15 protein-coding genes and 1 tRNA gene are annotated in these 15459 nt (G+C 70.2%); 6 read left to right on the top strand and 10 right to left on the bottom strand.

What is annotated here, in order from left to right; all coding sequences use genetic code 11:
• The 6 genes from VGF64_07550 to VGF64_07525 all read right to left on the bottom strand — a co-directional run.
• The coding region (locus tag VGF64_07550; protein HEY1634594.1) for a hypothetical protein at positions 1 to 396 on the bottom strand (396 nt) is incomplete at its 3' end.
• Between the two features lie 66 nt (positions 397 to 462).
• Positions 463 to 696 (bottom strand): hypothetical protein, encoded by a 234-nt coding sequence (locus VGF64_07545; protein ID HEY1634593.1) that lies wholly within the window; start codon positions 694 to 696, stop codon positions 463 to 465.
• 150 nt (positions 697 to 846) lie between these two features.
• Positions 847 to 918, bottom strand: a tRNA-Cys gene (locus VGF64_07540).
• A gap of 62 nt (positions 919 to 980) precedes the next feature.
• Positions 981 to 1388 carry a MerR family transcriptional regulator gene (locus VGF64_07535; GenBank protein ID HEY1634592.1) on the bottom strand — a complete coding sequence of 136 codons (408 nt, stop codon included), beginning with the start codon at positions 1386 to 1388 and terminating at the stop codon, positions 981 to 983.
• A gap of 26 nt (positions 1389 to 1414) precedes the next feature.
• Positions 1415 to 3163, bottom strand: a complete 1749-nt coding sequence (locus VGF64_07530; protein HEY1634591.1) for an MFS transporter — start codon at positions 3161 to 3163, stop codon at positions 1415 to 1417.
• Positions 3164 to 3280: 117 nt separating this feature from the next.
• Positions 3281 to 4768, bottom strand: a complete 1488-nt coding sequence (locus VGF64_07525) for a glycosyl hydrolase family 18 protein (GenBank protein ID HEY1634590.1) — start codon at positions 4766 to 4768, stop codon at positions 3281 to 3283.
• Between the two features lie 205 nt (positions 4769 to 4973).
• Here VGF64_07525 and VGF64_07520 point away from each other — a divergent pair, with 205 nt between their 5' ends.
• The 3 genes from VGF64_07520 to VGF64_07510 all read left to right on the top strand — a co-directional run bounded on the left by VGF64_07520 (position 4974) and on the right by VGF64_07510 (position 7307).
• A complete protein-coding gene (locus VGF64_07520) occupies positions 4974 to 5627 on the top strand; it encodes a hypothetical protein (GenBank protein HEY1634589.1) in 654 nt (217 codons plus the stop codon).
• 460 nt (positions 5628 to 6087) lie between these two features.
• On the top strand, positions 6088 to 6624 hold the full coding sequence (cysC, locus tag VGF64_07515; GenBank protein HEY1634588.1) for an adenylyl-sulfate kinase: 537 nt from the start codon (positions 6088 to 6090) through the stop codon (positions 6622 to 6624).
• Positions 6603 to 7307: a phosphoadenylyl-sulfate reductase gene (locus VGF64_07510; GenBank protein HEY1634587.1), complete on the top strand. Its 705-nt coding sequence runs from the start codon at positions 6603 to 6605 to the stop codon at positions 7305 to 7307. The genes cysC and VGF64_07510 overlap by 22 nt, the downstream gene beginning before the upstream one ends.
• Positions 7308 to 7382: 75 nt before the next feature.
• Here VGF64_07510 and VGF64_07505 read toward each other — a convergent pair whose 3' ends face one another.
• Entirely contained in the window at positions 7383 to 7817 is a 435-nt protein-coding gene (locus VGF64_07505) for an Hsp20/alpha crystallin family protein (protein ID HEY1634586.1), read from the bottom strand.
• A gap of 146 nt (positions 7818 to 7963) precedes the next feature.
• Between VGF64_07505 and VGF64_07500 the strand changes: the two genes are divergently transcribed.
• Positions 7964 to 8437 carry an SRPBCC family protein gene (locus VGF64_07500; GenBank protein ID HEY1634585.1) on the top strand — a complete coding sequence of 158 codons (474 nt, stop codon included), beginning with the start codon at positions 7964 to 7966 and terminating at the stop codon, positions 8435 to 8437.
• Positions 8438 to 8443: 6 nt separating this feature from the next.
• On the opposite strand, the gene VGF64_07495 is transcribed toward VGF64_07500, so the two are convergent.
• Positions 8444 to 9211 (bottom strand): hypothetical protein, encoded by a 768-nt coding sequence (locus VGF64_07495; protein ID HEY1634584.1) that lies wholly within the window; start codon positions 9209 to 9211, stop codon positions 8444 to 8446.
• Positions 9204 to 9962, bottom strand: a complete 759-nt coding sequence (locus VGF64_07490) for a class I SAM-dependent methyltransferase (GenBank protein ID HEY1634583.1) — start codon at positions 9960 to 9962, stop codon at positions 9204 to 9206. The genes VGF64_07495 and VGF64_07490 overlap by 8 nt, the downstream gene beginning before the upstream one ends.
• Before the next feature lie 75 nt (positions 9963 to 10037).
• Here VGF64_07490 and VGF64_07485 point away from each other — a divergent pair, with 75 nt between their 5' ends.
• Complete coding sequence (locus VGF64_07485; GenBank protein HEY1634582.1) at positions 10038 to 11345, top strand: NAD(P)/FAD-dependent oxidoreductase; 1308 nt, start codon at positions 10038 to 10040, stop codon at positions 11343 to 11345.
• On the opposite strand, the gene metE is transcribed toward VGF64_07485, so the two are convergent.
• Positions 11306 to 13636, bottom strand: a complete 2331-nt coding sequence (gene metE / locus VGF64_07480) for a 5-methyltetrahydropteroyltriglutamate--homocysteine S-methyltransferase (protein HEY1634581.1) — start codon at positions 13634 to 13636, stop codon at positions 11306 to 11308. The genes VGF64_07485 and metE overlap by 40 nt on opposite strands.
• Before the next feature lie 42 nt (positions 13637 to 13678).
• On the opposite strand from metE, the gene VGF64_07475 reads away from it, so the two are divergent.
• On the top strand, positions 13679 to 15459 hold a 1781-nt coding region (locus VGF64_07475), incomplete at its 3' end, for an ABC transporter permease (GenBank protein HEY1634580.1).

Genomic DNA, 15459 nt, shown 5'->3' with positions numbered 1-15459 from the left:
CTTTGGTTCCTTCCGAAACCACTCCCCCGACTCCAGCCGGACGAGCTGCTCGGTCACCCGCACCTTCCGAGTGCGCAGATCCACGCGCGCCCGCCGGAGCCCCACAAGCTCGCTCCACCGCATGCCGGAGTCGACAGCGAGATAGACGAGCGCCCGGTACCGCTCGGAGTGGGCCTCGGCCAGCTCTACCGCTTGCTCCCACGACAGGAACATCATTTCCCGCGATGGGACCCGCGGAGGCTGGACCCGATCACAGGGGTTGGCGGTAATGCGCTGCTTCTCGACCGCCACCTGCAGCAGTCGCCGCAGCACCCGATAGTGGCGGTGCACCGAGCTGGCGGCGATTCCGCTGGCCACCTCGTCATTGAGCCAGTTCTCGATCTCGTCGGCAGGCAACCGGCCGAGGCGATACGAGCCGAACCTGGGAAGGATGTACTTGGTCAGGTCGCGCCGGTAGGTCTCCTAGGTGGTCGGTGAGAGACGCCGTGCGAGCGCGAGGAACTCCTCCGCCCAATGAGCGAGTGGCACCGCCGCGCCACGCGGATCGATCCACTGCCCTCGCTGGAGGTCGACCTCCATCTCGCTCATGAACCGCTCGGCGTCCTTGCGGCGATTGAACGTCTTGCACCGCTGCCGCCCGAGTGGGTCGCGGTACCGCGCTCGGTACCGGCCGTCGCGCTTCTCGATGAACCCCACCTCGAACCTCCGATCTGCCTCAGGGAGCGTGCAGGGAGCACGCAGGGAGCGAACCAGGGGGTTCTGGGGGTCATTCGCGGTCTGTGCCGGTCACTTACGGTCAAACCAAAAACAACCCCTGACCTGCTGTTTTAGCAGATCAGGGGTCCGAGGCGGCGCCGGGAATCGAACCCGGGTAGAGGGCTTTGCAGGCCCTTGCCTAAACCACTCGGCCACGCCGCCGGTCGCCTCACGATAGCCGGACCCCTCCCCTGGCCCGCGCCCACGCTGCTCGTGAGATCCGGTCAGCCTGGCGTCCGCGACCGGCGGGCGAGGTCCCGGTAGCGGCGGGCGTTGGCCTCGAGCTCGGCCATGACCTCGTCGAGCTTGGCCCGCTTCTCCCGGACCTGCTGACGGAGTCGGTCGTTGATCTTTATCGCCTCGGCGAGGATCGCCTCCTGGCGCTCGGGGTGAGGCCCGCCCCGCCACTCCGTGCGCAGCTCGGCAAGCCGGTCCTCGGCGCCGAGGATGACGCCGATCTCCTCGAGGTCGAAGCCCATGACCTCCTGCAGCTCCCTGATGCGTAGCAGGCGGGCGAGGTCGTCCTCGGTGTACCGGCGCGCGCCGCCGGCGCTGTGGCCCGACGGCGCCAGCAGTCGCAGCTCCTCGTAGTACCGCAGCGTCCGGGACGAGACACCCGCGCGCGTCGCCATCTCCCCGATGCGAAGCGCGCCGTCGGTCATGCGCCGACCCACGCCTCGGTCTCGGCCGCGGCCAGCTCGTCGATCGCCGGCTCCGGACGACGGCCTGTCGGATCCCGGCCGCTGCCGGCCCGCCACGACGCCACCGCCGCGACCGAGCACATCACCGCTGACGTGCTGAAGGCGATCATCAGGCCGAAGTGGAACGGCGCCGAGATCAACGAGGGGAAGAACGATTTTCCAGTGATGAACGCCGCCTTCGAGGCGGGCAGCGCGCTCAGCACGTGGGGCCCGAGCAGGGTCTGCATCGGGTTGAAGCCGAGGAAGGCGGCGAAGAGGCTCCCCACCGGCGGCAGCCCCGCCACCCTGGAGGCGTCGGCCGCAGGCACTCCTTGGGCAACGAGACCGGCGTGCATGGCAGCAGGAAGACGAGAGGCCAGCCCGACGATCATGAGTGAGAAGAAGATACCAATCGACAGCACGAACCCGGTGTTCATGAACGTCGCCCGCACACCAGATGCCGCGCCGCGCTGGGCGGCCGGCACCGAGTTCATGATGCTCGTGGTGTTCGGAGCCGCGAAGAGCCCGTTGCCGATCCCGTTCAGGAACAGCAGGAAGGCGAACCCGACATAGCCGAAGTTGGTCGGCAACAACATGAGCAGGGCGAACGAGGCCGCCGCCAGCACCATGCCCCCCACCGAGAACAGTCGATTGCCGAACCGGTCGGACAGGAAGCCGGCCGCAGGTCCGGTCAACAGGAACCCGACGCTCAAGGGGACCATGTAGATCCCTGCCCACAGCGGCGTCCGCTCGAAGCTGTAGCCGTGAAGGGGCAGCCAGATCCCCTGGAGCCAGATGATGAGCATGAACTGCAACCCCCCGCGACCCACCGCCGAGAGGAGGTTGGCGGCTCCGGCGTTGCTGAAGGCTCGTATGCGAAACAGGGCCAGGTCGAACAGGGGCTCCGGCACCCTGGTCTCGATCCAGGCGAACAGGAGCAGGAGCGCCACTCCGCCACCGATCTCGGCCACCACCATCGGGTTGGTCCAGCCCATCGAGTGGCCTCCGTAGGGCTGGATCCCATACGTGATGCCCACCAGGATGGCGACCAGACCCGCCGCCAGGGAGGCATTGCCCCACCAGTCCGTCCGGGCCTTCACCCGCTCGCTGACATCCTTCAGCTTCAGGTACGCCCATACCGTGCCGAACACCCCGACGGGCACGCTCACGAGGAAAACGAGTCGCCAGTCGATCTCGGAGACCAGCCCCCCGACGATCAGGCCGATGAACCCGCCGGCGATGCCCGCCACCATGTTGATGCCCAGGGCCATCCCCCGCTCCTCCTGCGGGAAGGCGTCGGTGAGAATCGCCGTCGAGTTCGCGATCAGCAATGCGCCTCCGACGCCCTGGATGACACGCCCGAAGATGAGCTCGAGGGCACCGGCGGATCCCGTGCTGGGCACCACCGACAGGCCGATGGAAGCGATCGTGAACACCAGGAAGCCGGCGTTGTACATCCGTACGCGTCCGAAGATGTCCCCGATGCGCCCGAAGGTCACGACCAGCACCGCAGTGACGACGAGGAACCCCATGAGGAGCCAGAGCAGGTAGCCGATGTTGGCGGGTTGCAGCGGGTCGAGGTAAATGCCGCGAAAGATGGAAGGGAGCGAGATGATGACAATCGACTGGTTGATAAGGACGATGAAGACGCCGAGGGTCGTGTTCGACAGCGCCGTCCACTTGTAGCGATCCTGATGGACCGCTGTTGACCTCGCCCCTGCTCGCAACGCGCGACCTCCTCGCCGCCAGCTCGACGTCCCCTCCGCACGTCTCCAAGTTGACGTGCACGTAAAGGAGAGTTTAGCGGGCCCGCCCGGGAGGCCTTCCCGACGGGAGGTTCGCGTCTACGGGACCGATACCCGGGGGAACGGCGAGGAGGTCGGCGGCGAACCGCCACCACTCGGCGGAGAACCGCCCCCACTCGGCGGTGGGCTCGACGGCGGCGGATACGAGGGTGACGATGGCGGCGGCGGTGGCGCAGACGGCCCACCCCCGGGGGCCGCAGCCGGAGGAGGTGCCGCCGGGGGCGGCATCGACGAGGAGAGCGTGGATGGGCCGGTCGGCAGCTTGAGGGGGCGAGCCCTACCCAGCAGGGCGGCCATCATGGCCGAATCGTTGCCGTCCATCCCCAGGGCCCAGATTCCCACTCCGGCCAGGCCGTCAGCGTCGGCCAGGGCGGCCTTCATGGCGAGGGACTGGGGATTGTCGTAATAGGCCTCGTGCCACTGGCCCCCGACCTGGTAGGCGGTCCAGGGCACCGAGCCCCTCGGGTCCCAGTAGGTGGGCAGGCCAGCGGCGCGAATACGGCTGTAGGCCACGGCCGCCGGACCGGCCGCGGCCGGAGCGTTCGGCGCGTTGTCGGCCGTCGGCCAGTCGTAGCCGTAGAACGGCAGCCCGAGGATGATCTTCCCGGGCGGAGCCGCCGAGCGATAGGCCGACATCGACTGTGCGACGTTGGCGGCGTAGTAGCTGAGCGGGGAGGTCGGGCTGGCGGCGCCCGAGCTCTCCATGTCGTAGGCCATGACGAACAGTCCGTCCGTCTCTCGAGCCAGCGCCGGCACGTCGAAGAAGTCGTTCGCGTTCGACGCCGAGCTCGCGTAAGTGTCGACCGTGACCTGCCAGTGAGGGTTGACCGCGTGCAGCCGGGCTGACACCGAGCCCACGAGCCGCGCCACGCCGGCGCGATCGGCGCCGCCCAGTCCTTCGAGATCGAGATTGGCCCCATCCATGGCCTTGGCCTCGATCGCCTGGACCAGCTGCGAGCCCAGACGATCCGCGGCCGTCGGGTCCGACGACAGTCGATCGAGGGTCGTCTGGTCGAACGACTTCGCCGTGAGCACGACCCGGGCGCCGGCAAGGTGCGCCGCCGATATCAGCTGGGCGAGGTCCTGGCTCTGATAGCCGGCCCAGCCGTCACCGCTCCCGATGATGGAGCCGTCGGGAGCGACGTCGACGCCGAAGTAGGCCACGGTCGTCAGGTCCCGCAGATCGAAGCCGCCGGCCATCGGCAGCGTCCAGTACGGAGCGAAGCCGAACAGCTCGTGCGGCCGGAGCGCGGGTGTCGCCGTGATGGCGGGCGGCGCCGCTGTCGGCATCATCGTCGCTGGGGACAGAGCTGTCGACGGCGCCGTCGCCTCCATCCCAGCGATCGGACGCTGGACAGCGCCCACCGCGAACGGCTGCTGTGGTCCTGGGTCCTGCACCCGATTCAGCGACATCGCCAGCATGACCACGCCCACTGGCACCGCCGCCGCCCCAGCCCACACCGGCGCGGCGCGAAGGTGACGACGCCTGGCCGGAGTCAGGCGGACCGACTGGCGGAGACGACGCATGCTGGCTCGCGACCAGGCCGAGGAACGGGATGAAGCGAGGGCGGCGAATCGCTTCGCCAGCGTCGTTGCCCCAAGCCGTCCCAATCCCCGCGATGGACGCGCGCCGTCACGCATCGAGCATTATTTCGACGCCCGACGGCCGCCTCCCTGCCGGCTTTGACGACCGCGTGCCCGGCAGGGACGCCGGCCGTTAGCATCGGCGCGGATGCTCGAGGATGCCGGTCCGAGCCCGGGCGCCAGCCGGAGCCCGTCGCCGACCGCCGCTCAGCCGCGCGCTGACTCCAACCCAGAGACCAGCAGCGGGAATGCTCTGAGGCGCCGCGGCATCCTGCTGGCCCTGGTCGTAGCTGTCCTGGTCATGGTCGTCGCCGGGGTGGGCGTGGGTCTGACTCGCGGTGGGGGGATCGGCGGCAGCTCGTCTCCAGCCGGCTCGGTACCGCCACCCTCCCTCGCGCCCCGGCCGGCGGCCCCCGACTTCGCCCCGCTGAGGTCCAACAGCCAACCCCCGGCAGACGTCATGGACGCCCTGGTCGTCCCGACCGGCGCGTCGGCGGTCACCCGCACGGACTACGACCGGCTCAACGGCCCCTACGACCGCGGTGTGGGCTTCAGCTCCCTGGTCAGCTCCGACGAGCTTCTGAACTTCTTCCGGTTCGAGCTGGCCGCCAACCACTGGTCGAACCGGACGGAGGCCCCGGCGCGAGGTGGCCCCGGCACCCAGGTACTGGCCCAACACAAGAGCAGCGACGGCTTCTACTGGGAGGTGGGGGTGACCGTGCGCCCCTCACCCGGCCAACCGCCCGGCGCCGTGTCGACCAACCGGTTCGACATCCGCCTGCTCCAGAACGTCGAGGGCTGAGGCCCACCCGGGAGGCGGGCCCCGAGGGCTGAGGCCCACCCGGGAGGCGGCCGAGCGACACGAGTCGGCCTCGGACACCGAACCCGTCCAGCGAGCCGGACCGGTCATGGGCACCAAGCGGACTACACGGCCTGGACCCCCGCGACCAGCGTGAAATAGCCCTTATTGCCCATCGACATCTACACCGATGTTCCCGTACGCTGCCCATCGTGCAGGACCCCACCGGGGGGATACGGGGGGACCAGTTATCACTCGCTCGGGTGGTGGGGGCAATTTGCGGGGGGGAGGCGACGGTGGCGGAGCTCCGCCACCGTCGTCCGCGTTCACGGCCATCTCACGTCTGGCACGGGGCTGAGCATTCCCGGAAAACTTGATCAGATTACTCAGGAATGCTTGACTGCATGGAGTGCCCTCCGCCGACCTCGCCTCCCAGCCCCCGCCGGCTTCATCCTCGGATGATGTGACAGCGGGGACGGCGCGCCCGCGCTCCGGCGTCACCGTCTGGTTTACCGGCCTTCCGTCGTCAGGCAAGACGACCATTGCCCGCGCCCTCGAACGGCGCCTCTCGGCGGACGGCTTCGCCGTCGAGGCGCTCGACGGTGACGTCATCCGCACCCACCTCACGCGCGACCTGGGGTTCACGCGAGAGGATCGAGACGAGAACGTCCGCCGGGTGGGTTTCGTGGCCGAGTTGCTCTCTCGCCACGGCGTCGTAGTGCTCTGCTCGTTCGTGTCGCCCTACCGCGCCGCCCGAGACGAGGTACGGGCGCGCCACCTGGGGCGGTTTTTCGAGGTCTATGTCTCGACGCCGCCCGAGGTATGCGCCCAGCGCGACGTCAAGGGCCTGTACGCCCGCGCCCGAGCCGGAGAGCTGACGGGCATGACCGGGGTCGACGATCCCTACGAGCCCCCCCTGGCACCCGAGCTCGAGATCCCTGCCCACCTCCAGACCCTGGAAGAGTCCGTGGAGAGCGTATGGAACGCACTGCACAACTGACCATCTCAGGCGTCCGCCGCCGCCCCGAGGCCCTGGACGACGTCGACCTCGCCGACCTCAACGACCGGCTCGAGACGGCGGCGCCGGTCGAGGTGGTCCGGTGGGCGGTGGAGACCTTCGGTGAGGGTCTGTGCCTCAGCGCCTCGATGGCCGACGCCGTGCTCATCGACATCGCCACCAAGGTCGACCCGGAAATCGAGGTCATCTTCCTCGATACGCAGTACCACTTCCCGGAGACCCTCACGACGCTCGAGCGCATCTGGGACCGCTACAACCTCAACCTCCGGATCATGCGTCCCGACGTCCCGGTCGACGACCGATGGCGCACCGACGTCGACGGCTGTTGCGGGGTGCGTCGCGTGGACCAGCTCGACAAGGCCCTCGAGGGCAAGCTGGCGTGGATGAGCGGCCTGCGCCGAACTGAGTCGGCGTCACGGGCCGACGCGCGCATCCTGTCGCTCGACCGACGGGGCCTGGTCAAGGTCAACCCGCTGGCGACGTGGTCCGACCTCGACGTGTCCGGCTACATCGCCGACCACGACGTGATCGTCAACCCGCTGGTTGAGCAGGGCTACCCCTCCATCGGCTGCTGGCCCTGCACCCGTCCGGTCGCCGAAGGAGAAGATTCGCGCGCCGGGCGGTGGGCCGACCTCGAGAAGCTCGAGTGCGGCATCCACCTATAGGCCACCTCTAGAGCAGATGCCAAGAGGCACCAGCCCTAAGGCTGGTGCCTCGGCTCGTTGCCGTTTGCAGACGGGTCAGGCGGCCTGGGCCGCACCCTCGACGCCAGGGGCGCCGGAGACGCCGATCTCGATCCGCCGCGACTTGGCCTTTTCGGCCACGGGGATCGACAGGGTCAGCACGCCCCGGTCGTAGTTGGCCTCGACACGGTCGGTGTCGAGCGACCGGCCGAGGAACAGGCGGCGGGTGAGCTGGCCCGTGGGCCGCTCGGCCACGAGGACCTCGTCGTCCTTCTCGTGGGATCCGGGTCGCTCGGCCTTGACGGTGAGGACGTTCCGCTCCACGGTCAGCTCGATCGATCCGGGGTCAACCCCGGGAAGATCGAAGTTGACGACTACCGAGTCGCTCCGCCGATAGGCGTCGATCGGTACTACGCCGCCGCGGGGCGCCCCGCCCCAAACGTGACCGGCCCAACGATCCAGCTCCCGGAACGGGTCTGTACGCGTAAGCATCTTTGGCTTCCTCTCTCTGACAGCCACTGTCTTGATGACTCGATGATACTGTCTCCCACGTCTCCTTGGCAACTGATCTAAGCGTCTTATTGACAGATTTTCTCAACACCCTGGCCCAACCGAAGGCGAGACGCTACCGTGGAGCGGTGCCTCGGTCCCCCTACGTGATCGACTTCCACCGCAGCTACCGCTTTCCGGTTCCGCCGGCCGCGGTATGGCGGTCGATCGAGGACGTCGATCACTTTCCCGCCTGGTGGGGCGGCTGGCTGGGCAACTTTCGGGTCATAGGCGACGGGCTGAAGGCCGGCTCCGTCCTCGACGGCACCGTGTCTCCCCCGCTGCCCTACCGGATGCACGTCCAGGTGACGATCGATCGCTGCCAGCAGCCGGAGCGCATCGAAGCCACGGTCAGCGGCGACCTCACGGGTCATGCCCTCCTCACGCTGACCCCGGCCGACGCCGGGTCCGAAGTGCAGGTGGCCTGGACCATCGAGATGCGCCAGCGCACCATGCGGGCGGTCGCCAGGGTCGCCTACCCGCTGTTGCGCTGGGGCCACGACCGGGTGGTGGAGGCCACGGTGGCGGGGTTCCGCCAGCACCTGGCCGCCACGGCCACCTGATCAGCCTCAGGGCCCCAGTCGGGCCAGGGCCAGGGCGGTCGCCACCGCCACCACCCCCCAGGAGAGGGCCCGCAGCGCGTCCTCGAGTGGTCGCAGCAGCCGCTCGCGGCCCAGGGCCTCGACGGTACCGTCGGCGAGCGTGAGGCTCCCGTCCACCGCCCTGACCCGCCGACGCAGCTCCCGGGCGGGGGTGCTCAGCCGGCGCTGGGCCCACGACAGCGCCAGCGCGCCGGCGGCACCGGCCACCGCCGAGATGTCCAGATCGCCGGCCTGGGCGAAGTAGGCAGTGAGCACGGGGAACGCGCCCCACGAGACGGCGAAACCGAGGTCGGTGTGCATCCGGCCGCCAGCAAGCTCGAGGTTGTAGCCGACCACCAGCAGGGCTCCGACGACGATGAACGGCACCAGCCCCACCCCGACGTCGATGACCCCTACCACCCCCAGCGCCACCGCCCCGACCAGCCCCGCGACGCCGGCGGTGAGGAGCGCAGCGGCGGGCAGGTGGGTACGCAGCGGCCGCCCGTTCAGCTCGTCCAGGGCGTGGGCGCCGACGCCGACAGCGAGGAAGAAGGCGAGAAGCGTCGCCACTAGTCGCCCCACACCCACGTGCGGCGCCAGGCAGGCCCCGATCACCACGTAACTCAGGTGCCAGGCCGTGTACGGAGGGTGGAGGACCGTCCACCAGTCCCGCCAGCCGCCGCCGCCCGCGGCGTAGAACGCCGCCCTCTCGACCTCGTCGCCCTGGGCCTCGTCGCCCTGGGCCTCGTCAGTCACCAGCCCGGCCGGCCTTCCTGCCCCACATGACCACGCCGCCCCCCAGGCTCATGGTTCGCAGGCCGACGTCCACCAGCCCCGCCCGCCGCCAGGCGTCGAGCGTCCACTCGTCGGGGTAGCGCTCGTAGTGCCGGCTGATGCTCGGACCCAGGAAGCGGCCGACTTCGAACCATTCCCGCCCTCCCAGAGCGCCGCCCCCTACGGGAAGAACGAGCCGCGTGTACAGCCACCACAGCGACCGCCACGGCGCTCGAGAGGGCACGTGGAACTCCAGCGAGGCCACCACGCCCCCCGGGCGCACGACCCGGGCCAGCTCGGCCACCGCGGCCGCGGGATCGGCGACGTAGCGAAGGAGGTACGTGAACGTGAGTCCGGCGAAGCTGGCGTCGGCGAACGGCAGCCGCTCGCCCTGTCCCAACAGCAGCGCAATGTGCGCCGACCGGCCCCGGCGGGAGACGTTCTCCCGCCCCCGTCGCAGCATGGCCTCGGTCAGGTCGATGCCCACGACCCCCGCCCCAGTGCGCTCCTCGAGCATGAGGGCGACGCCGGCGGTACCCGTCGCCACGTCCAGCACGGTCTCACCCCGGTGGACCGCGCCAGCGCCGTTGGCCACTCGGTCCACCATGGCCGCCCGCCACCGCCGGTTCTGACCGAACGACAAGAGCTCGGCCAGCGCGTCGTAGCGCCCGGGCAGCCCATTGAAGAGCTCGCGAGCGAAGCGGTTGGGCTCGGTACGGGATCGCACCAGCATCGGACACCTCCCCGGCACGGCTGGCTCACCCTACTTCGGTCCCACGATGACCGGAGAAGCGGCTAAGACAGGTGGGTGCGAGGTTCGCGATTCGACTCGGCGGTCGTCGGCTCCGGCCCGGCCGGAAGCATCGCCGCCCTCACCCTCGCCCGCGCCGGTGCGAGCGTCGCCCTCATCGACAAGGCCGGCTTCCCACGGGACAAGGCCTGCGGCGACCTCGTCGGGCCTCGTGGCGTGCAGCTCCTCGTGGAGCTCGGCCTCGAGAGCCCGGATTCGTCGCCGATGGGAGACATGGTCGTCGTCGGGCCCACCGGCGGACGCGCCCTGCTGCCGGCCCGTCCCGGGCTGGCCTATCCCGGCGAGGCCTGGGCGGTTCCCAGGAGGATTCTGGACGCCCGGCTGCGCCAGGCGGCCCTGGACGCCGGCGCCGAGGAGGTCACGGCCCGCGCCGGTGCCGTCAGCTCGGGCCCCTCGGGACCGGCTGTCATCACACTCGACGAGGGCGGCACCGTCGAGGCCGACGTCGTCATCGGCGCCGACGGCGCTGCCAGCCGCGTGGCCGAGTCGGCGGGGCTCGTCGACCACGAGCGGGTGCTGTGGGGCTTCGCCATGCGGGCCTACGTGGAGGAGTCGGTCGACCTGCCCTACATCGCCTTCTGGGATCCCACACCCGGGCGCGCCTTTCCTGGTTACGGCTGGATCTTCCCCGGAGCCGACGGCCGGGCCAACGCCGGGCTGGGGCTCGGGACCGGGAGCGACCGCCGCGCCGGCGCCCGAGCCGCCCGCCAGCTCGACGCCTTCCTCGACCACCTGCGAGCCCTCGGACTCGTCGGAGCCGCGAGCCCGGCGCCAAAGAGCGGACGGCTGGGTGGCTGGCTCAAGATGGGAATGGTCGGCACCATTCCTGCCCGCGGCAACGTGCTGCTCGTCGGCGATGCCGCCGGCCTCGTCAATCCCCTCCAGGGCGAAGGGATCGCCCAGGCCATGGACAGCGGGCGGGCCGCCGCCACGGCCGTCGTCGAGCACCCCGCCGAGGCCGCCTCCCGGTACGTAGCCCATCTCCGTCGGACCCATCTCCCCTACCAGGGGGCCACCGCGGGAGTCCACGCCGCCCTCGTGTCCAGCCCCAGGATGGTCTCACTGGTCGGCCGTCTCCTCACCACTCCGCTCGTCGCCCGCACCATCGGTGGAGGATGGGGCGTCTACTGGAACGACCTGCTCGACGGGGCGGCGCCCGGTGGAGCCCGCCGCGTGGCGCGAGTTGCCGACGCCGTGGCCCGAGCGCTCACTGTCGCCGGAGCCAACCGGCGTTGGCTGCGCACCGCCCTGAGTACCCCGGTCGATCAGCCCGGCGCGGTGGCGCTCGGCTCGCCGACCTCGTAGGCCTGGCCCGCCTCCTCGCGGAGCGTCTGGGCGGCCTCCACCATGTTGTGGAGGCTGGCCCGGGTCTCGTCCCACCCCCTGGTCTTCAGGCCGCAGTCCGGGTTCACCCACAGCCTCTCGGGCCCGAGTCGCTGTACGGCTCCTCGGATCTCGTCGGCCATCTCGCCCGCCGACGGCACGCGCGGCGAGTGGATGTCCCACACGCCGGGGCCCACCTCCCGGGCGTAGCCGTGACCGCGGAGGTCGTCGAGCAGCCGCATCCCCGCCCGGGCGCACCACAGCAGGGCGACGTCGGCGTCCAGGTCGTCGATGGCCTCCACGATGTCGCCGAACTCCGAATAGCAGACGTGGGTCTGGAGCAGCGTGTCGTCCCGCACTCCCGAGGTGGCCAGGCGAAAGCACTCGACGGCCCACGCCAGGTACTCCGACCAGGCCTCCCGCCGCGCCGGGAGCCCTTCGCGAAGCGCCGCCTCGTCGACCTGGATCACCCTGACGCCCGCGTCCTGGAGGTCGGCGATCTCGTCCGCAACCGCCAGGGCCAGCTGCCGACAGGTCTGCGCCAAGGGCTGGTCGTCGCGCACGAACGACCACAGCAGCATCGTGACCGGTCCGGTGAGCATCCCCTTGACGGGCCGGTCCGTCAGCGACTGGGCGTAGGTGGTCCACCCGAGGGTCATGGGAGCCGATCGCTTGACGTCGCCGTAGAGGAGGGGCGGTCGCACGTACCGGCTCCCGTAGGACTGGACCCACCCGTTCTCCGTCGAGACGTAGCCGTCCAGCTGCTCGGCGAAGTACTGCACCATGTCGTTGCGTTCCGGCTCGCCATGCACGAGCACGTCCAGCCCCGCCTGCTCCTGGAACCGGATGACTCCCTCGATGGCGTTCTGCATCTGTCCTTCGTAGGCCTCGTCGCTCAGCGCGCCTCGGCGGTGAGCGGCGCGGGCGCGGCGGACTTCGCGGGTCTGGGGAAACGACCCGATCGTCGTCGTGGGGAACGGCGGAAGCGCGAGGATGCGCCGCTGAAGCTCATGACGACTCGGGTAGTCACCGGCGCGCCGCTCGTTGCCCGTCAGCGACGCCAGCCGCTCCCGGACTCCCGCGTCGGCGGTCCGAGGTGACGTTCGCCGGCTACGCAGCGCGTCCTCGTTGACGGCCAGCTCGGTGGCGATCCCGCCGACCCCGTGCTCGAGGGCGCGGGCCAGGACGACCACCTCGCGTACCTTCTGCCGGGCGAAGGCGAGCCACGAGCGAATCTCCGCGTCGAGCCCGGTCTCAGCGTCGAGGTCGACGGGGACGTGCTGGAGCGAGCACGACGTCGACACGACGAGATCAGCGGACGCGTCCCGAAGTCGGTGCAGGAGGTCGATGCTGGCACCCAGGTCGTTGATCCACACGCCGCGGCCGTCGACGACGCCGGCGAACAGCGTCTTGCCGTCGAGGCCACGATGCTCGCTGATGAGCTCGGCGTTGCCCGCTCCCCGGACGAAGTCGAGGCCGATGCCCTCGACGGGGAGCTCACACAGCACCGGGTACGCCGCCCCGACGTCGCCGAAATAGGTCTTGATGGCGATGCCCGGTCGCCCACTCACGTCTGCCAGCCGGCGGTAGGCGCGCCGCAACGCCTCCAGCTCGTCCGCTGTCCGATCGCCGATGAGCACCGGTTCGTCGAGCTGCACCCACTGCGCGCCCTGGGCGCCGAGGCGAGCGAGCACCTGTCCGTACACATCGACCAACCGGTCGGCCAGGCCCGGCCGGTCGACCTCACCACCGCCCGCCGATCGGGCCAGCACCGCAAGGGTCAGCGGCCCGACGAGCACGGGCACCGTGTCGATACCGAGGGCGGCGGCCTCGGCGTGCTCGTCGAACGGCTTGCTGCTCGACAGTCCCATCTCGGTGTCGGTGGACAGCTCGGGGACGATGTAGTGGTAGTTGGAGTCGAACCATTTCGTCATCTCCATGGCGATGGCGTCGACGCCCTCCGACTGCCGGCCACGAGCCATGGCGAAGTAGGTGTCGAGGTCCACCGGGCCCGAGGTGCGCCCGAAGCGCGGCGGGACGGCGCCGATGAGGGCGATGGTGTCGAGCACCTGGTCGTAGAGCGAGAAGTCGTTCGAGGGAACCAGGTCGACGCCAACATCCCGCATGAAGACCCAGTTTCGCCTCCGGATGTCCTGGGCCACCTGGCGCAGGTCCTCGTCGCTCACCTCGCGGTTCCAGTACCGCTCGGTGGCCACCTTGAGCTCGCGGTGGTCCCCGATCCGGGGGAACCCGGAGATGTTGGAGCGAATCACCAGGTCACCCTACCGGCGCCGGTCCGATACGGTGACCAGCGCATGTCACGCACCGGCCATCCGGGGGTGACCTGGGGGCCACCAGCCGTTCTTGACCACCCCACCGTCCGAGCGGGGGTGGGGACCGTGGGCGGCGCCGTCGTCCTGGCGGCAGTCTTCCACTTCCTGCTCCCTCGACAGGTCCCCTACGGGATCCTGCTCTACGGAGTGGTCACGGGCTCGACCTACAGCCTGATCGCCATCGGGCTGATCCTCGTCTACCGGGCCAACCGGATCATCAACTTCGCCCTGGCCGAGATCGGGGTTTTCGGCGCCGTGCTGTTCGAGAACCTGATCCGGGCGTCGGGTTGGCCGTGGGCCGCGGCACTGGTTCTGGGGGTCGCCACCGCCGGTGCGGCCGGCCTGGTCCTGGAGCTGGGCCTCGCACGGCGCTTCTTCAACTCGTCCCGACTCGTGCTGAGCGTGGCAACCATCGGCATGGCCCAGCTCCTGGCCTTCGGTGAGTACGCCGTGGCGCAGGCGTTCTCCAGCCGACCCGAGTCGGCCGGGCTGCGGACGCCGCTCTCGGACCTGCACTTCCGGGTGACCGGTGTGGTGTTCGACGGCAATGCCGTGCTGCTGGTCGCCGCCGTGCCCATCGTGGCGGTGGCCCTCGGCGCGTTCCTTCGTCGAACCGACCTGGGCGTCGCCACTCGGGCGTCGGCCGAGAACACCGAGCGGGCGTCGCTGCTCGGCATCCCCGTCCGCCGCCTCGCCACGCTGGCCTGGGTCCTCGCCGCGCTCCTCGCCGGGCTGGCCACGGTGTTGCGATCACCGGTGGTGGGCATCGTCTCCGGCAGCACGCTGCAGGGCCCGACGCTCCTCTTGCGGGCGTTGACCGTCGCTGTGCTGGCCCGGTTCGAGGACATCCGCGTCGCCATCGTGGCAGGACTGGCGGTGGGCGCCATCGAGCAGGGTCTGTACTACGCCTACGGCGGCTCGACCGTCTCCGACGTGGTCTTCGTGGCGTTCATCATCGTGGCCCTGCTGCTGCAGCGCCGCCGGCGGGAGCGGCCGGACGACACACAGGCGACCAGCTGGGAGGCGATCGAGAATGTGCGCCCGCTGGCCGGCTGGCAGCGCCGGCTGCCGGCGGTGCGGTGGGGTCAGCTCGCCGTCTGGGCGGCGGTGGCCGCGGTCGCGGTGGCCGTGCCCGCAGTCCTGACCCCGAGCCGGGTGTTCCTCGCTTCCGACGTGCTCGTGTACGCCATGGTGGCGGTGTCGCTGGTCGTGGTCACCGGCTGGAGCGGCCACATCAGCCTCGGTCAGTTCGGTCTGGTCGCCATAGGGGCGGCCGTGGCCGCCCGGCTCAGCGCCGACGCGCACTGGGACTTCCTCCTGGCCCTGGTCCTCGGTGGCTGTGCCGGCGCGGTCGTGTCGATGGTGCTGGGCGCGGCGGCGTTCCGGATCAAAGGCTTCCTGTTCGCCGTCACGAGCCTGGGCTTCGCCGTGGCGGTGGGGTCCTTCTTCCTCAACGCCCGGTTCTTCCCGTACCTGCTGCCCACCCATCGGCCCGAGCGGCCCGTGTTGTTCGGCCGGTTCGACCTGAACGGCGAGCTGGCCTACTTCTACTTCAGCCTCGCGGTGCTGGTTCTGCTGGTGCTCGCCGTGGTGGTGCTCCGCCACACGCGTACCGGACGGGTGCTCATCGCCATGCGGGACAACGACCGGGCCGCCCGCTCGTTCGGGATCGGCCGCGTGAGTAGTCAGCTCATGGGCTTCGCCGTGTCCGGCTTCGTGGCCGGCGTCGCCGGCGGGGTCCTTGCCGCCCACGACCACGCCGT

Source organism: Acidimicrobiales bacterium (assembly GCA_036491125.1).
Lineage (GTDB): Bacteria > Actinomycetota > Acidimicrobiia > Acidimicrobiales > AC-9 > AC-9.
The sequence above is the reverse complement of the archived record's forward strand: the minus strand, read 5'-3'. Positions and strand labels throughout refer to the sequence as shown.

Excerpts from the sequence above, each read along its gene's own strand:
- VGF64_07520 (HEY1634589.1), top strand. The coding sequence starts at position 4,974 with ATGCTCGAGGATGCCGGTCCGAGCCCGGGCGCCAGCCGGAGCCCGTCG.
- VGF64_07535 (HEY1634592.1), bottom strand. The coding sequence starts at position 1,388 with ATGGCGACGCGCGCGGGTGTCTCGTCCCGGACGCTGCGGTACTACGAG.
- VGF64_07490 (HEY1634583.1), bottom strand. The coding sequence starts at position 9,962 with ATGCTGGTGCGATCCCGTACCGAGCCCAACCGCTTCGCTCGCGAGCTC.
- VGF64_07510 (HEY1634587.1), top strand. The coding sequence starts at position 6,603 with ATGGAACGCACTGCACAACTGACCATCTCAGGCGTCCGCCGCCGCCCC.
- VGF64_07505 (HEY1634586.1), bottom strand. The coding sequence starts at position 7,817 with ATGCTTACGCGTACAGACCCGTTCCGGGAGCTGGATCGTTGGGCCGGT.
- VGF64_07525 (HEY1634590.1), bottom strand. The coding sequence starts at position 4,768 with ATGCGTCGTCTCCGCCAGTCGGTCCGCCTGACTCCGGCCAGGCGTCGT.